This window comes from Pseudomonas sp. KBN10P06128, from assembly GCF_037574945.1.
Classification (GTDB): domain Bacteria; phylum Pseudomonadota; class Gammaproteobacteria; order Pseudomonadales; family Pseudomonadaceae; genus Pseudomonas; species Pseudomonas aeruginosa.
Map to the genome: position 1 here is coordinate 2,861,068 of NZ_JBBELR010000001.1, position 14,337 is coordinate 2,875,404.

The following is a 14,337-nucleotide window of genomic DNA, read 5'->3' on the forward strand; positions in this document are numbered from 1 at the left end:
GCGCTTGCCGGCTACTCGTCGCGGCCTTCGAGCATGGTCCTGCGCAGCATCACGTAGACCGAGCCGGTGCCGCCGTGGCGTGGCAGGCAGGAGGTGAAACCGAGCACCTGCGGGTGTTGGCGCAACCAGGTATTGACGTGGCTTTTCACCAGCGGGCTGCGTCCGTCCTTGCGCGCGGCCTTGCCATGGGTCACGCGCACGCAGCGGATTTCCAGGCGGGTGGCCTCGGCAAGGAAGTCCCATAGCGTCTGCCGGGCCTTCTCCACGCTCATGCCGTGCAGGTCGAGGCTACCGTCGAAGGGCACCAGGCCCTGCTTGAGCTTGCGCAACTGGCTTTCCTGGACGCCGTCGCGGGCCCAGGACAGCTCGTCCTCGGGGCCGACGTCGATGACGAACTGGTCGGACAGGCCGTCGACGCGGATTTCGTCGTTGCGCACGCTGGCATTGAGCTGGCGCTGCTTGAGTTGCTGGCGGTCGTTGCGAGGTTTGCCGGTATCGGCTCGATCGACCGAGATGCGCTTGACGCCGCGCATCTCGCTCTTGAACAGGGAAAAGTCGTCGTCTTGCATGGGAGCCTCCGCGAAGCGGCGCAGTTTACCGGATCGGCCGCACGCCGGCAGCCCGCTCAGTCGCGCTTTTTCATCAGGTTCGGCGACAGGCTCAGGTCGCTGTTGCGGCGGCTGCGACGGCGGCTGAAACGCCAGAAGAACACGCCGAGGCAGAGCGACAGCAGGCCAAGGGCCAGCAAGACGCCGCCGGCGGCGGGTTCGATATGCAGCATGCCGACAGCCGGCTGGCGGCCGATCAAGGCCGAGGTGCCGGCCAGCGACAGCAGCACGCCCAGGCTCGCCACCAGGGCCGCGAACGCCGCCGCCAGGCGCCAGCGCCAGACTCTCGGCCGGCGCGGGCGCAGCCGGCGCGCATCGAAACTATCGGACAGCTTCATCCCGACTTCCTCGTGTGTCATCGGGGCTAGGACCGGAACCTTCCGGCCGGGTTCCCGGATTCCCGGGAGCCGTGGGCAAACCGTGCGCCGCTCGTCTTCTCGCCGCAAGCCATGGCCCTGCAGGCAGACTAGTCCTCCGCAGGGCGGGGCGGGAGGGCGGCTGGATGGGCGGTCAGAGCAGGTCCCGGGCCCGGGCGACGATCGCCGCGAAGTTGTCGCCGAGGGCGGCGATCTCGGCGCGTTGCAGGTCCGCGGCGCTCAGGACCCCGCCGTTCAGGGTGGGTATGTCGCGGGTGGCGCAGGCGCTGTCGGCGAGGGTGCAGCGGTAGCCGTAGTCCTTGGCCGCGCGCACGGTGGTGCTGACGCTGGAATGGGTCATGAAACCGCAGACGATCAGGTCGAGACGGCCGTGGTTCTGCAGCAGGTCGTGCAGCTCGGTGCCGGAGAAGGCATTGGGCAGGCGTTTCTCCACGACCTTTTCCCCGGCTTCCGGTTGCAGTTCCGGGAGGAACTGGCCGCGCGGACCCTGCGGATCGAACAGGCCACCCTGGATACCCAGGTGGCGCACATGCACGATGGGCGTACCGTTGGCGCGGGCTGCCTGCACCAGCACGCCGATTTCCGCGGCGGCAGCGTCCAGGCCTGGCAGGCTCAGGGCGCCGCTGCGGTACTCTTCCTGGGCATCGATGATCAGCAAGGTGCTCTGCCGAAGGGGGGCTGGCGGGTAGCCGCGTCCGCTGATCTGCAAAAGGGTGAGCGGATGAGGCATGTCACTACTCCTGAGAAGGCACATGCCTTTCATTCTGGCCCCTATCGGCGAGCCTGTGAACCTTTGCCGCATGCGCACTAAAGTGGTATGGACTTCCCGCGCTGGAGGCCAGCTCCGGCGCGATCGGCTAGAATGTCGCCCTTTTGTGCGTTGCGAGGAGCAATTCCGTCATGTCCGAGTCCCGTCTGCTCACCCTGCGCGACTACATCCGCTGGGCTGTCAGCCGTTTCCACGCCGCCGGCCTGTTCTTCGGTCACGGCACCGACAATGCCTGGGACGAGGCGCGCCACCTGGTTCTGGGCTCCCTGCACCTTCCCTGGGAAATTTCTGACAGCTACCTGGATTGCCGCCTGGAAGACGATGAACGCGCCGAGTTGGCGGAGATCCTCCGGCGGCGCATCGAGGAACGGATTCCGGCGGCCTACCTGCTGGGCGAAGCCTGGTTCTGCGGGATTCCCTTCAGCGTCGACGAACGCGTGCTGGTGCCGCGCTCGCCTATCGCCGAACTTATCGAACAGCGCTTCGCGCCCTGGCTGCCGGCCGAGCCGGCGCGAATCCTCGACCTCTGCACCGGTTCCGGCTGCATCGGCATCGCCTGCGCCTATGCGTTCGAGCAGGCGGAGGTGGTGCTCGCCGACCTGTCCTTCGATGCGCTGGAGGTGGCCAACGTCAATATCGAGCGCCACGACCTCGGCGAGCGGGTCTACACCGTCCAGGGCGACGGTTTCGCCGGGCTTCCCGGCCAGCGCTTCGACCTGATCGTGTCCAATCCGCCCTACGTGGATGCCGAGGATTTCGCCGACATGCCGGCGGAGTTCCATCATGAGCCTGAACTCGGCCTGGCCTGCGGCGACGACGGCCTGGACCTGGTGCGACGGATGCTCGCCGAGGCGGCCGACCACCTCAGCGAGAAAGGCCTGCTGATCGTCGAGGTGGGCAACAGCGAGGTCCATGTGCAGGCGCTGTATCCGGAAGTGGACTTCACCTGGCTGGAGTTCGAGCACGGCGGCCACGGGGTGTTCATGCTGTCCGCCGCGCAGTGCCGCGAGCACCGGGAACTGTTCCGTTCGCGCTTGGAAAAGTGATCGGAGGCGGCTGGTGCCGCCGGTTCAGTGAGTGGCGATCCAGATCAGCAGGCCGGCCTGGAACACCGCGAAGGCGGTCAGGCAGGCGATGGTGAAGCGCAAGCTGGTGTCGTCGCGGCGGTAGTGGTTGATGCGCTGTTCCAGTTGGCGGATCTCCGCATCCTGGGCCTGCAGGGTCTGCTCGGCCTGTTCCAGCATCGCCGCGGCGTCCAGCAGCGGCACGATCTGCACCTTGTCCTTGTGCCAATCGCTGTGCAGCTCGCTGACCCGGCCGGCGCTGTAGCGGGCCTTGAGCAACCGCTGGTCCTCATAGCTGACGTCGAAGCCCTGGGCGCGGATGAAATGGTCGCGGCGCAGGCGTGCGTCTTCGGTCAGGCCATCCTTCAGCGCCAGTGCGCCGCCTTCCACCTTGTAGTGGGCCCAGCGTCGTTGCGCCCAGGCGATCGCCTGGGCCAGCAGGAAACGGCCCAGCCCGCGGTTCAAGGGTTCAAGGCTGAGCCCGGCGTCCGAGCCGAAACGCACTTCCTTGTTGCGATGATCGGCCCAGACCTCCAGCAGGTTCTGCTCCTTGCGCAGCATCAGGCCTGGCACCTGGATGCTCAGGCGCAGCAGGCTCTGGTCCGCGCTATGCCGTTCGACCCTGCCGAGCTGGACGAAGCGCAGGGGGCGGGCGCCGGTCGCGCGGTCGGTGGGCAGCGGCGCCAGGCGGAGCAGGCGGAAATGCTCCGGCGCCAGTTCGGCCCAGGGGTGCGGCGGTTTCTTCTCGGCTTCTTCTGCGGCCGGTTGGGTATCGCTATCGATCATCGGACATCCTCTGGCCGGCCGCCTTCACGGGCCGGCTTTCAGAACTTGTCGGCGCGGGAAGCGATTTCTGTAGCGGCTCAGCGGCCTTTTTCCGCGTCTGCGCCGCGCAGGATGAAGCGGCTGACCGCCTCGACCAGTTGCCGGGCCAGCGGCAGGTTCGGGTCGTTGTAGGCGGAAAGCTGCTGCAGACCGGTGCTCGGGGCGATCCGCAGGATGTGGTTCATGCCGTCGATGAGCACCAGTTGCGAGTCGGGCTTGGCCCGCTGGAGCGCCTTGGCGTCGGCGACGCCGACCTGGATGTCATTGCGGCCCTGGACGATCAGGGTCGGGATGCGCAGGCGGCCGAACGCGCGGGCCGGGTCTTCGCGAAACAGCGAGATCAGGTACGGCTGCACGCTGGGTCGGAGCAGGCTGGAGAGCGCCGGCGGGATATCGCTGCGGGTCTCGCCGGCCTTCAGCGAAGCCAGCACCGAGTCGGCCTGGCGCAGTTGCGCCGGCGGCAGGCGACCGCGCAGTTGCTCGCGCAACACCCGGTCGATGGGTTGGCCGCTGCCGGCGATGGCGATCAATTCCTCGGCCGGCGTGCGAGGCGCCGCCAGGCTGGCGATCAGCGCGCCTTCGCTATGGCCGACCAGGATCAGCCGGGAGAAGCGCGGGTCGCGGGCCAGCCGCTCGCTCCAGGCGACCACGTCGTCGACATAGGCGCCGACGCTGAGGTCTTCCTCGCGCGGCGCCGCCGCCAGGCTGCGGGCGACTCCACGCTTGTCGTAGCGCACGCTGGCGATTCCGCGTTCGGCCAGGGCCTCGGCGAGACGCAGCAGGTAGCGGTTGTTGCCGCCGAAGGGGTTGTTGCCGTCGCGGTCGGTGGGACCGGAGCCGGCGACCAGCAGGACCACCGGCGGCGGCACGGCGCTGCGCGGCAGCAGCAAGGAGCCGCGCAGCACGCCGTGCCCGGTGTCCAGGTCGTAGGGGCGGTGCAGGATGCTGTTGGGAGCGGCGTGGGCCAGGCTGGCGAGCAGGCAGAACAGGGCGAGGAGGGCGCGCGGCATGGAGGTCTTCATGGGCCGATGATAGCGCTTTGATCGCGTCCTCCGGGGAAGGTTCGCAGGCCCGTCCTTGACGGGTATACTCCGCTGTCTTTCCCTCTCGTCCTCACGCGGAGCCTCGCATGTCCGGCAACACCTACGGCAAGCTCTTCACCGTCACCACCGCAGGCGAAAGCCACGGCCCGGCGCTGGTCGCCATCGTCGATGGGTGCCCCCCGGGGCTGGAACTGTCCGCCCGGGACCTGCAACGCGACCTCGACCGGCGCAAGCCCGGCACCAGCCGGCACACCACCCAGCGCCAGGAAGCCGACGAGGTGGAGATTCTTTCCGGGGTGTTCGAGGGCAAGACCACCGGCACGCCGATCGGCCTGCTGATCCGCAACACCGACCAGAAGTCCAAGGACTACTCGGCGATCAAGGACCTGTTCCGCCCGGCCCACGCCGACTACACCTACCACCACAAGTACGGCGTGCGCGACTACCGCGGCGGCGGCCGTTCTTCGGCGCGCGAGACCGCCATGCGCGTGGCCGCCGGGGCTATCGCCAAGAAATACCTGGCGGGCCTGGGCATCCAGGTGCGCGGCTACATGAGCCAGCTCGGGCCGATCGAGATTCCGTTCAGGAGCTGGGACAGCGTCGAGCAGAATGCCTTCTTCAGCCCCGACCCGGACAAGGTGCCGGAGCTGGAGGCCTACATGGACCAATTGCGTCGCGACCAGGATTCGGTCGGGGCGAAGATCACCGTGGTTGCCGAAGGCGTGCCGCCGGGCCTGGGCGAGCCGATCTTCGACCGCCTGGACGCCGAACTGGCGCATGCGCTGATGAGCATCAACGCGGTGAAGGGCGTGGAGATCGGCGCCGGCTTCGCCAGCATCGCCCAGCGCGGCACCGAGCACCGCGACGAACTGACCCCGCAAGGCTTCCTGTCGAACAATGCCGGCGGCATCCTCGGCGGGATCTCCTCTGGCCAGCCGATCGTCGCCCACCTGGCGCTGAAGCCGACCTCCAGCATCACCACTCCCGGGCGCTCGATCGATACCGCCGGCGAGCCGGTGGACATGATCACCAAGGGCCGTCACGACCCGTGCGTCGGCATCCGCGCCACGCCGATCGCCGAGGCGATGATGGCCATCGTCCTGCTCGACCAGTTGCTGCGCCAGCGTGGGCAGAACGCCGACGTGCGCGTCGACACGCCGGTCCTGCCGCAGCTGTGAGGGCTGTGGCAGGCCGCGGTGCGGGACGGGTGAACGGCGGATCGTGACCAGCGCGGTTCCCTACTGGCGCCTGTCCAGCTTCTATTTCTTCTATTTCAGCCTGCTCGGCGCCACGGCGCCGTTCCTCGCCCTGTATTTCCATCACCTGGGCTTCCCCAGCCCGCGCATCGGCGAGCTGGTGGCGATTCCCATGCTGATGCGTTGCGTCGCGCCCAACCTGTGGGGCTGGCTGGGCGACCGCAGCGGCCAGCGCCTGGCCATCGTGCGCTTCGGCGCGGTATGCACGGCGCTGGGCTTCTCGCTGATCTTCGTCAGCCACAGCTACGCCTGGCTGGCCTTGGTGATGGCGTTGCATGCGTTCTTCTGGCATGCCGTGCTGCCGCAGTTCGAGGTCATCACCCTGGCCCACCTGCGCGAGCGCAGCGCCAGCTACAGCCGGATTCGCCTGTGGGGCTCGATCGGTTTCATCTGCACCGTGGTCGGTCTCGGCGCGCTGTTCGAGCGCCTGAGCCTGGATGTCTACCCGGCGACGCTGCTGGGTATCATGCTCGGCATCGTGCTGTGCAGCTGGTGGGTGCCCAATGCCCAGCCGGCCCATCGCGAACCGCGCGAAGGCGAGGGCGGCTTCCTCGCCCAGTTGCGCCAGCCGGGCGTGCTGGCGTTCTACCTGTGCGTGTGCCTGATGCAGCTGTCCCATGGGCCGTACTACACCTTCCTGACCCTGCACCTGGAATCGCTGGGCTACAGCCGGGCGCTGATCGGTCTGCTCTGGGCGCTGGGGGTGGTCGCCGAGGTCATGTTGTTCCTCGCCATGCCACGCCTGCTGCAACGTTTCAGCCTGCGCCAGGTGCTGGCCGCGAGCTTCCTGCTGGCGTCGCTGCGCTGGCTGCTTCTCGGCAACCTGGCCGACAGCCTGGCGCTGCTGGTCTTTGCCCAGACGCTGCATGCCGCCACCTTCGGCAGTTTTCATGCGGCTGCCATCCATTTCGTGCAGCGTAGCTTCGGCCCGCGCCAGCAGGGTCAGGGCCAGGCCCTGTATGCTGCGCTGGCCGGTACCGGCGGAGCCCTGGGCGCGCTGTATTCCGGCTATAGCTGGAACAGCCTGGGCCCTGCCTGGACCTTCGCCATCGCCAGCCTGGCAGCCTTGCTGGCAGCCGCTATCATCAGTACCCGTTTGCAAGAGGTGCGGGCATGAACGACAACCGTGAACAGCTGACCCAGCAGATCATCGACGCCGGCCGGTTCCTCTACGGCCGCGGCTGGTCGCCGGCAACCAGCAGCAACTACTCCGCGCGCCTGGACGAACAGCGCGCGCTGCTCACCGTCTCGGGCAAGCACAAGGGCCAGTTGGGCTTCGACGACGTGCTGGTCACCGACCTGGCCGGCAACAGCCTGGAACCGGGCAAGAAACCCTCGGCGGAGACCCTCCTGCACACCCAGCTGTATGCCTGGAACCCGGCGATCGGCGCGGTGCTGCATACCCACTCGGTGAATGCCACCGTGCTTTCCCGCCTGGTTCGCGGCGACCGCCTGGTGCTGCAGGACTACGAACTGCAGAAGGCCTTCGCCGGGGTCACCACCCACGAAGGCCAGGTCGAGGTGCCGATCTTCGACAACGACCAGGACATCGCCCGCCTGGCCAGCCGCGTGCAGCCCTGGCTGGAGGCGCATCCGCACTGCCCGGGGTATTTGATCCGCGGCCACGGGCTGTACACTTGGGGCGCGCGCATGAGCGATGCCCTGCGTCAGGTGGAAGCTTTCGAGTTTCTGTTCGAGTGTGAACTGAAAGTACTGAGTCTGAGCCGATGAGCAGCCTTACCGTCTATCACGAGAACCAGCCGGAGCAGCCGCTGAAGCTGCTGACCCATGCCGAGGACATCGCTTCGACCCTGGCCGAGGTCGGCGTCCGCTTCGAACGCTGGGAAGCCGCCGCGCCGATCGCCGCCGGCGCCAGCCAGGACGAGGTGATCGCCGCCTACGCCCACGAGATCGAGCGGCTCAAGCGCGAGCGCGGCTACATCACCGTGGACGTGGTCAGCCTGAACAGCGACCACCCGCAGAAGGCCGAATTGCGCGCCAAGTTCCTCGACGAGCACCGCCATGGCGAAGACGAGGTGCGCTTCTTCGTCGCCGGGCGCGGCCTGTTCGTCCTGCATATCGAGGAGCATGTCTACGCCGTGCTCTGCGAGCGCAACGACCTGATCTCGGTGCCGGCCGGCACCCGCCACTGGTTCGACATGGGCGAGCACCCGCATTTCGTCGCCGTGCGCCTGTTCAACAACCCGGAGGGCTGGGTCGCCCAGTTCACCGGCGACGACATCGCCAGCCGCTTCCCCCTGCTGGAAGACTGAGCGAGGCACCGTCCCATCCGTCACCATCCGCGCCCCCGGTCCTGCCGGGGGCGGTTTCATCCGGAGTCCGCATGACCATCAAAGCCATCCTCACCGACATCGAAGGCACCACCAGCGCGGTCAGCTTCGTTTTCGACGTGCTGTTTCCCTATGCCGCCCGGCACCTGCCGGACTTCGTCCGCGAACACGCCGGGGAGCCCGAGGTAGCCGCGCAACTGGCGGCGGTGCGTGCCGAGAGCGGTGAGGCGGACGCCGATGTCGAGCGGGCGATCGCGATCCTCCTGCAATGGATCGCCGAGGACCGCAAGGCGACGCCGCTGAAGGCCCTGCAAGGCATGGTCTGGGCCCAGGGCTACCGCGACGGTCAATTGAAGGGCCACGTCTACCCGGACGCGGTGCAGGCGCTGCGCGAGTGGAAGGCCCGTGGGCTGGACCTGTACGTCTATTCCTCCGGCTCGATCCAGGCGCAGAAGCTGATCTTCGGCTGTTCCGAGGCCGGCGACCTGGGCCCGCTGTTTTCCGGCTACTTCGATACTACCAGCGGGCCGAAGCGGGAAAGCGCCTCCTATGCGCGGATCGCCGGGGCCATCGGCCTGCCGGCCGCGGAAATCCTTTTCCTTTCCGACGTGGTGCAGGAGCTGGATGCCGCGCGCGACGCGGGCATGCGCACGCTCGGCCTGGCCCGCGAAGGCGGCAGCCTGGACGGCCATCCGACGGTGGCCAGCTTCGCCGACATCGTCGTGGAGTGAGCGCGCCGGCTATCCTGAGGGAACACTCTTGCTCGGGAGCATCGCGCCATGGGTTCCACCCTCAGCGGGCTGATCAGCCTGGTCATCCTGGCCCTGGATATCTGGGCCATCGTCAACATCCTGAAAAGCACTGCGGAAACCGGGATGAAGATCATCTGGGTCCTGGTGATCATCGTCCTGCCGGTGCTCGGCCTGATCATCTGGGCCATCGCCGGCCCGCGCGGCAACGTCAGGCTGTAGCCTCCCGCCGCGGCGCTAGCCGCCTGCGGCGTAGTGGTGCCACAGGTGGATGGCGGCGTAGGCGCGCCAAGGCCGCCAGGCCTCGGCGCGGGCCTTGAGGCTGCGCGCATCGATGCCTTGCGGCCCCCAGACCGTGGATTTCAGCAGGCCGAGGTCGGCGGCGGGGAAGGCGTCGGCTTCGCCCATGGCACGCAGGGCTATGTATTCGGCGGTCCAGGGGCCGATGCCGGGCAACGCGCAGAGGCGCTCCACCAGCGCCTCGGGGCCGTCCGCCAGGTCCAGGCTCAGCTCTCCCGAGGCGATCGCCGCGGCGAAGCGTTGCAGCGTCTGTACCCGCTTGCCGGGCATGCCGATGCCGTCGAGGTTGGCTTGCGCCAGCGCGGCGGGTGTCGGGAACAGGTGGCTGATGCCGTCGTAGCCGAGATTTTCCAGCGGCTCGCCGAGGCGCTGGATCAGGCGCCCGGTGATGGTCACCGCGGCCTTCACCGTGACCTGCTGGCCGACGATGGCGCGCACCGCCTGTTCGAAGGGGTCGAAGGCCACCGGCAGGCGCAGCCCCGGATTGGCGGCCACCAGCGGGCCGAGCAGGGGATCCCCGGCGAAATGCCGGGCGATGGCGGCCGGGTCGCTGTCCAGGTCGAACATCCGGCGGACCCGTGCCTCGAGTTCGGCGGCCAGGGCATGGGCGGACGGGCTGAGGCTCAGCGCCAGGACCTGGCGTTCCGCCAGCGGTCGCACCTCGAACCAGGCCGGGCGGCCGTTGGCCCGGAAGCTGCGGGCATAGTGGTCGTCGCCCAGGCTTTCGACACCGGCGAGCAGGCGCAGGGCGAAATGCTGGTGGAACTGGCGCCATTCCCAGGGTGACTGGTAGGGCAGGTGCAGGACGAGGGGAGAGGTAGGCTGGCTCATGGGCAGACGATACCTGTCCGGCGCAGCCGGCGCCATCCGCCGGCGGGGTTCGACCTGTCATTGCCGCCAGCGTAGAATGCGCGCCTTTCTTCGCGGCGCGGGCAAGTCCCGCTGCCAGATTGCAGCCTTACCAGGGAGATCCCGGCCCATGAGCGATTATCAGGAAACTCTGTACCAGGGCTACGGCCAGCGCTTCAGCATCGACAACATGCTGCATGAGGTGCGCACCGAGCACCAGCACCTGGTGATTTTCGAAAACGCCCGGATGGGCCGGGTGATGGCGCTCGACGGAGTGATCCAGACCACCGAGGCCGACGAGTTCATCTACCACGAGATGCTCACCCACGTGCCGATCCTCGCCCACGGCGCGGCCCGGCGCGTGCTGATCATCGGCGGCGGCGACGGCGGTATGCTGCGCGAGGTGGCCAAGCACAAGAGCGTCGAGCGGATCACCATGGTCGAGATCGACGGCACCGTGGTCGACATGTGCAAGGAGTTCCTGCCCAACCACTCCCAGGGCACCTTCGACGACCCGCGGCTGAACCTGGTGATCGACGACGGCATGCGCTTCGTGGCTACCACGGAAGAACGCTTCGACGTGATCATCTCCGACTCCACCGACCCGATCGGCCCTGGCGAGGTGCTGTTCTCCGAGAACTTCTACCAGGCCTGCCGGCGCTGCCTGAACGAGGGTGGCATCCTGGTCACCCAGAACGGCACGCCGTTCATGCAACTGGAGGAAGTGCGCACCACCGCCGCACGTACCGACGGGCTGTTCGCCGACTGGCATTTCTACCAGGCGGCGGTGCCGACCTATATCGGCGGCGCCATGACCTTCGCCTGGGGCTCGACCCGCGAAGGCCTGCGTCGCCTTCCGCTGGAAACGCTGCGCCAGCGCTTCCGCGACAGCGGCATCGCCACCCGCTACTACAACGCCGATATCCACCTGGGCGCGTTTGCTCTGCCGCAGTACGTGCTGCAGGCCATCGGCAAGCAGGACAACGACTGACGCTTCACCGGGAAGGGCCGCAAGGCCCTTTTTCATGCGTCGCTCCGACATCCCCTGTTACTGCCAGCTAACATTTTTTTCACAATCGATCCGGGAAAATCTGCGCGCTTTTTTCCGTTGCCATGGCTATAAATGGCAGTTTTGTCCTTGAGTGCATCGAATGCTGACCAAACGATTGCGCCAGAGCGGCGTAGTAGTCTCCTGCCTGCTCGGTAGCGTCCTCTTCATCGCCCTGGCCTTCCTCGGCTGGCAGCGTTTCGCCCCGGCAGCCACCGTGTCCGGCTGGACCTACCGGGTGGTGCTCGAGGACATTCCCCACGTCAGCGCCCTGGCCCGCGACCCGGACGGCCTGCTCTACGTGAGCCAGGAGTTGCAGGACGGCAAGGGCCTGGTGTTCCGCATCGCCGCCGATGGCAGCCGCGATACGGTGCTCGACGGGCTGTCCAAGCCCGACGGCATGGCCAGCTTCCGCGACGGCATCGCGATCAGCCAGGAGCAGGGCGCCTCGCCGGTGTTCTGGTGGCATGCCCAGCAGGCCCGGCCGCTGTTCGACGGCATCCAGGTGGAGGGCGTCGCCAGCGACGGCCGCTACCTGTACGCCGCCGAGGATCGCGACCTGGACGGGCGGATTCTCCGCTACGACCCGGAGACCGGCGGACTGACGGTACTGCGCGAGGGATTGCAGCGCTCCGAAGGAGTGGCCGCCTGCCCGGACGGAAGCGTCTTCTACACGGAAAAGAAACGTGGCCACGTCATGCGTCTGCATGAGGGGGCCGAGGACGAGGTGGTGCTGAACGGACTGAATGCACCGAGCTTTTTGCTGTGCGACAGCGAAGGCCTGTGGATCACCGAGGACTCGACGCATAACGCGCGAGCCTTGCTGCTGCCGCCCGACGGGCCGCTGCAGGTGATCGTACGGCGCCTGCGTTCCGCACAGTCCCTACTGCCCATCGGGCCCGGCCGCTACCTGCTGGCCGAGCAGGGGCGGGACCGCATTCTCGAAATCGAACGACAGAAGAGCGAATTGTAAACATGGACCAAACGGAAGTCCGAACCACCCAATCGCCCCCACGGCTGTTCCAGCCCACCATCCGCAGTCACCTGGCGTTCACCGCGCTCAGCGCGCTGGTGCTGCTGGTCATGTTCAGCCTGCTGCGCCTGGCCTTGCTGATCTACAACCGCGAACTGATCGGCGCGACCCCGGCGAGCACCTTCCTCGAGGCGTTCGGCAACGGCGTGCGTTTCGACCTGCGGGTCGTCGTCTATGCCGTGGCGCCGCTGGTGCTGTCGCTGTTCGCGGTACGCGCGATGGCCGCTCGCGGCCTGTTCCGTACATGGTTGACGCTGTTCGCCAGCATCACCCTGTTCCTCGGCGTACTCGAACTGGACTTCTACCGCGAGTTCCACCAGCGCCTGAACAGCCTGGTCTTCCAGTACATGTCGGAAGACCCGAAGACCGTCATGAGCATGCTCTGGTACGGCTTCCCGGTGGTCCGCTACCTGCTGGCCTGGGCCTTCGCCACCTGGGTGCTGTACCGGGTGTTCAAGGCCATCGACCTGGCGACCCGCCCGAGCCAGCGCAAGCCGCGCGAAGACAGCGTGATCGCCCGGCCGGGCGCTGCCGCGCCCTGGTACGTGCGCGGCGTGGTGCTGTTCCTCTGCGTGCTGGTCTGCGTCCTCGCCGCCCGCGGCACCCTGCGCCAGGGCCCGCCGCTGCGCTGGGGCGATGCCTTCACCACCGAATCCATGTTCGCCAACCAACTGGGCCTGAACGGCACCCTGACCCTGGTCAAGGCGGCCAAGGAGCGCTTCTCCGAAGACCGCGCGAACATCTGGAAGGCCACCCTGGACGACAAGGTCGCCCTGGAGACCACCCGGCAGATGTTGCTGACCCCCAACGACAAGCTGGTGGACGCCGACGAGGCCGCGGTGCGCCGCGAGTTCACCCCGCCGGCGGCGAACACCCTGCCGATCCGCAACGTGGTGGTGGTCCTGCTGGAAAGCTTCGCCGGCCACTATGTCGGCGCCCTGGGCGCGCCGGGCAACATCACGCCGTATTTCGACAAGCTGTCGAAGGAAGGCCTGCTGTTCACCCAGTTCTTCTCCAACGGCACCCATACCCACCAGGGCATGTTCGCCACCATGGCCTGCTTCCCCAACCTGCCGGGCTTCGAATACCTGATGCAAACCCCGGAGGGCGGCCACAAGTTCTCCGGCCTGCCGCAGTTGCTCAGCGCCCGCCAGTACGAGGACGTCTACGTCTACAACGGCGATTTCGCCTGGGACAACCAGTCCGGCTTCTTCAGCAACCAGGGCATGACCACCTTCATCGGCCGCAACGACTATGTCGACCCGGTGTTCTCCGATCCGACCTGGGGCGTCTCCGACCAGGACATGTTCGCCCGTGGCAACGAGGAGCTGGACAAGCTGGCGAGCACCGGCAAGCCGTTCTATGCGCTGTTGCAGAGCCTCTCCAACCACGTGCCCTACGCGTTGCCGAAGGACCTGCCGGTGGAGCGCGTGACCGGCTACGGTTCGCTCGACGAGCACCTGACCGCCATGCGCTATTCCGACTGGGCGCTGGGCCAGTTCTTCGAGAAGGCGAAGAAGTCGCCGTACTACAAGGACACCCTTTTCGTGGTGGTCGGCGACCATGGCTTCGGCAGCCCCGAGCAGCTCACCGAGATGGACCTGCACCGCTTCAACGTGCCGCTGCTGCTGATCGCCCCCGGCATCCAGGAGAAGTTCGGTACCCACCTGCCGACCGTCGGTACCCAGGTCGACATCGTGCCGACCATCATGGGCCTGCTCGGCGGCGAGACCGTCCACCAGTGCTGGGGCCGCGACCTGCTGAACCTGCCGGAAGGCGACAAGGGCTTCGGCGTGATCAAGCCGTCGGGCAGCGAGCAGAACGTCGCCATCGTCTCCGGCAACCGCATCCTGGTGCGGCCGAAGGACGGTGACGTGCGCGTCTACGATTACCAGCTGGGCGGCGATGCCAAGGCGGTGATCACCAAGGACGTGCCGGACCAGGCCGAGCTACAGAAGAAGCTGGAGTCGTTCATCCAGACCGCGACCAAGAGCCTGCTGGAGAATACCGCGGGCGTGGTACACGGGATCCCGGACAAGGACTGACCCGTAGCAAGCATGAGAAAGGGGCCTTCGGGCCCCTTTTTTTCGGCGCCAGGTCGCAGCGTCTTGCGTTGCCGGTGCCG

General features: G+C 67.3%; 16 protein-coding genes. 10 read left to right on the forward strand and 6 right to left on the reverse strand.

From position 1 onward, the window contains the following. Window positions 1-11: 11 nt before the first annotated feature. The 3 genes from VQ065_RS13595 to VQ065_RS13605 form a co-directional block, all read right to left on the reverse strand. Entirely contained in the window at window positions 12-569 is a 558-nt protein-coding gene (locus VQ065_RS13595) for a Smr/MutS family protein (RefSeq protein ID WP_003087642.1), read from the reverse strand. Window positions 570-625: 56 nt separating this feature from the next. Continuing rightward, window positions 626-946 carry a hypothetical protein gene (locus tag VQ065_RS13600; protein ID WP_003087644.1) on the reverse strand — a complete coding sequence of 107 codons (321 nt, stop codon included), beginning with the start codon at window positions 944-946 and terminating at the stop codon, window positions 626-628. Window positions 947-1,118: 172 nt separating this feature from the next. Next, window positions 1,119-1,715 (reverse strand): cysteine hydrolase family protein, encoded by a 597-nt coding sequence (locus VQ065_RS13605; protein WP_003087646.1) that lies wholly within the window; start codon window positions 1,713-1,715, stop codon window positions 1,119-1,121. Window positions 1,716-1,885: 170 nt separating this feature from the next. On the opposite strand from VQ065_RS13605, the gene prmB reads away from it, so the two are divergent. Further along, complete coding sequence (gene prmB, locus VQ065_RS13610; protein ID WP_003087648.1) at window positions 1,886-2,800, forward strand: 50S ribosomal protein L3 N(5)-glutamine methyltransferase; 915 nt, start codon at window positions 1,886-1,888, stop codon at window positions 2,798-2,800. Between the two features lie 24 nt (window positions 2,801-2,824). Here the strand turns inward: prmB and VQ065_RS13615 are convergent, their stop codons facing one another. Together VQ065_RS13615 and VQ065_RS13620 are read right to left on the reverse strand one after the other, a co-directional pair. After that, window positions 2,825-3,604 (reverse strand): hypothetical protein, encoded by a 780-nt coding sequence (locus VQ065_RS13615; protein WP_003087649.1) that lies wholly within the window; start codon window positions 3,602-3,604, stop codon window positions 2,825-2,827. 77 nt (window positions 3,605-3,681) lie between these two features. Continuing rightward, window positions 3,682-4,665, reverse strand: a complete 984-nt coding sequence (locus VQ065_RS13620; RefSeq protein ID WP_003132885.1) for an alpha/beta hydrolase — start codon at window positions 4,663-4,665, stop codon at window positions 3,682-3,684. A 107-nt stretch (window positions 4,666-4,772) separates the two neighbouring features. Between VQ065_RS13620 and aroC the strand changes: the two genes are divergently transcribed. From aroC to VQ065_RS13650, 6 genes are all read left to right on the forward strand, one after another. Beyond that, a complete protein-coding gene (gene aroC, locus VQ065_RS13625) occupies window positions 4,773-5,864 on the forward strand; it encodes a chorismate synthase (RefSeq protein WP_003087653.1) in 1,092 nt (363 codons plus the stop codon). A 43-nt stretch (window positions 5,865-5,907) separates the two neighbouring features. Further along, window positions 5,908-7,059, forward strand: a complete 1,152-nt coding sequence (locus VQ065_RS13630) for an MFS transporter (protein ID WP_003087654.1) — start codon at window positions 5,908-5,910, stop codon at window positions 7,057-7,059. Continuing rightward, window positions 7,056-7,673: a methylthioribulose 1-phosphate dehydratase gene (locus VQ065_RS13635; RefSeq protein ID WP_003087655.1), complete on the forward strand. Its 618-nt coding sequence runs from the start codon at window positions 7,056-7,058 to the stop codon at window positions 7,671-7,673. Before VQ065_RS13630 ends, VQ065_RS13635 begins: the two co-directional genes overlap by 4 nt. Next, a complete protein-coding gene (locus tag VQ065_RS13640) occupies window positions 7,670-8,215 on the forward strand; it encodes a 1,2-dihydroxy-3-keto-5-methylthiopentene dioxygenase (RefSeq protein WP_003087656.1) in 546 nt (181 codons plus the stop codon). Before VQ065_RS13635 ends, VQ065_RS13640 begins: the two co-directional genes overlap by 4 nt. Window positions 8,216-8,286: 71 nt before the next feature. After that, window positions 8,287-8,964, forward strand: coding sequence for an acireductone synthase (gene mtnC / locus VQ065_RS13645; RefSeq protein ID WP_003087657.1), 678 nt, complete (start codon window positions 8,287-8,289; stop codon window positions 8,962-8,964). Window positions 8,965-9,012: 48 nt separating this feature from the next. Then, window positions 9,013-9,204: a PLDc N-terminal domain-containing protein gene (locus tag VQ065_RS13650; protein ID WP_003087658.1), complete on the forward strand. Its 192-nt coding sequence runs from the start codon at window positions 9,013-9,015 to the stop codon at window positions 9,202-9,204. 15 nt (window positions 9,205-9,219) lie between these two features. Here the strand turns inward: VQ065_RS13650 and VQ065_RS13655 are convergent, their stop codons facing one another. Continuing rightward, on the reverse strand, window positions 9,220-10,113 hold the full coding sequence (locus VQ065_RS13655; protein WP_003087659.1) for a DNA-3-methyladenine glycosylase family protein: 894 nt from the start codon (window positions 10,111-10,113) through the stop codon (window positions 9,220-9,222). Between the two features lie 148 nt (window positions 10,114-10,261). Here VQ065_RS13655 and speE point away from each other — a divergent pair, with 148 nt between their 5' ends. The 3 genes from speE to VQ065_RS13670 all read left to right on the forward strand — a co-directional run bounded on the left by speE (window position 10,262) and on the right by VQ065_RS13670 (window position 14,257). Next, the gene (gene speE / locus VQ065_RS13660; RefSeq protein ID WP_003087661.1) at window positions 10,262-11,122 is read left to right on the forward strand and encodes a polyamine aminopropyltransferase; all 861 of its coding nucleotides are present in this window, start codon (window positions 10,262-10,264) and stop codon (window positions 11,120-11,122) included. Window positions 11,123-11,282: 160 nt separating this feature from the next. After that, window positions 11,283-12,152: a YncE family protein gene (locus VQ065_RS13665; protein ID WP_003087664.1), complete on the forward strand. Its 870-nt coding sequence runs from the start codon at window positions 11,283-11,285 to the stop codon at window positions 12,150-12,152. Window positions 12,153-12,154: 2 nt separating this feature from the next. Then, entirely contained in the window at window positions 12,155-14,257 is a 2,103-nt protein-coding gene (locus VQ065_RS13670; RefSeq protein ID WP_003087666.1) for an LTA synthase family protein, read from the forward strand. The last annotated feature ends 80 nt before the right edge of the window (window positions 14,258-14,337 follow it).

Bases quoted from the DNA above. Each gene is read 5' to 3' on its own strand.
- VQ065_RS13595 (WP_003087642.1), bottom strand. From the start codon at position 569: ATGCAAGACGACGACTTTTCCCTGTTCAAGAGCGAGATGCGCGGCGTC.
- VQ065_RS13600 (WP_003087644.1), bottom strand. From the start codon at position 946: ATGAAGCTGTCCGATAGTTTCGATGCGCGCCGGCTGCGCCCGCGCCGG.
- VQ065_RS13605 (WP_003087646.1), bottom strand. From the start codon at position 1,715: ATGCCTCATCCGCTCACCCTTTTGCAGATCAGCGGACGCGGCTACCCG.
- prmB (WP_003087648.1), top strand. From the start codon at position 1,886: ATGTCCGAGTCCCGTCTGCTCACCCTGCGCGACTACATCCGCTGGGCT.
- VQ065_RS13615 (WP_003087649.1), bottom strand. From the start codon at position 3,604: ATGATCGATAGCGATACCCAACCGGCCGCAGAAGAAGCCGAGAAGAAA.
- VQ065_RS13620 (WP_003132885.1), bottom strand. From the start codon at position 4,665: ATGAAGACCTCCATGCCGCGCGCCCTCCTCGCCCTGTTCTGCCTGCTC.
- aroC (WP_003087653.1), top strand. From the start codon at position 4,773: ATGTCCGGCAACACCTACGGCAAGCTCTTCACCGTCACCACCGCAGGC.
- VQ065_RS13635 (WP_003087655.1), top strand. From the start codon at position 7,056: ATGAACGACAACCGTGAACAGCTGACCCAGCAGATCATCGACGCCGGC.
- VQ065_RS13640 (WP_003087656.1), top strand. From the start codon at position 7,670: ATGAGCAGCCTTACCGTCTATCACGAGAACCAGCCGGAGCAGCCGCTG.
- mtnC (WP_003087657.1), top strand. From the start codon at position 8,287: ATGACCATCAAAGCCATCCTCACCGACATCGAAGGCACCACCAGCGCG.
- VQ065_RS13650 (WP_003087658.1), top strand. From the start codon at position 9,013: ATGGGTTCCACCCTCAGCGGGCTGATCAGCCTGGTCATCCTGGCCCTG.
- VQ065_RS13655 (WP_003087659.1), bottom strand. From the start codon at position 10,113: ATGAGCCAGCCTACCTCTCCCCTCGTCCTGCACCTGCCCTACCAGTCA.
- speE (WP_003087661.1), top strand. From the start codon at position 10,262: ATGAGCGATTATCAGGAAACTCTGTACCAGGGCTACGGCCAGCGCTTC.
- VQ065_RS13665 (WP_003087664.1), top strand. From the start codon at position 11,283: ATGCTGACCAAACGATTGCGCCAGAGCGGCGTAGTAGTCTCCTGCCTG.
- VQ065_RS13670 (WP_003087666.1), top strand. From the start codon at position 12,155: ATGGACCAAACGGAAGTCCGAACCACCCAATCGCCCCCACGGCTGTTC.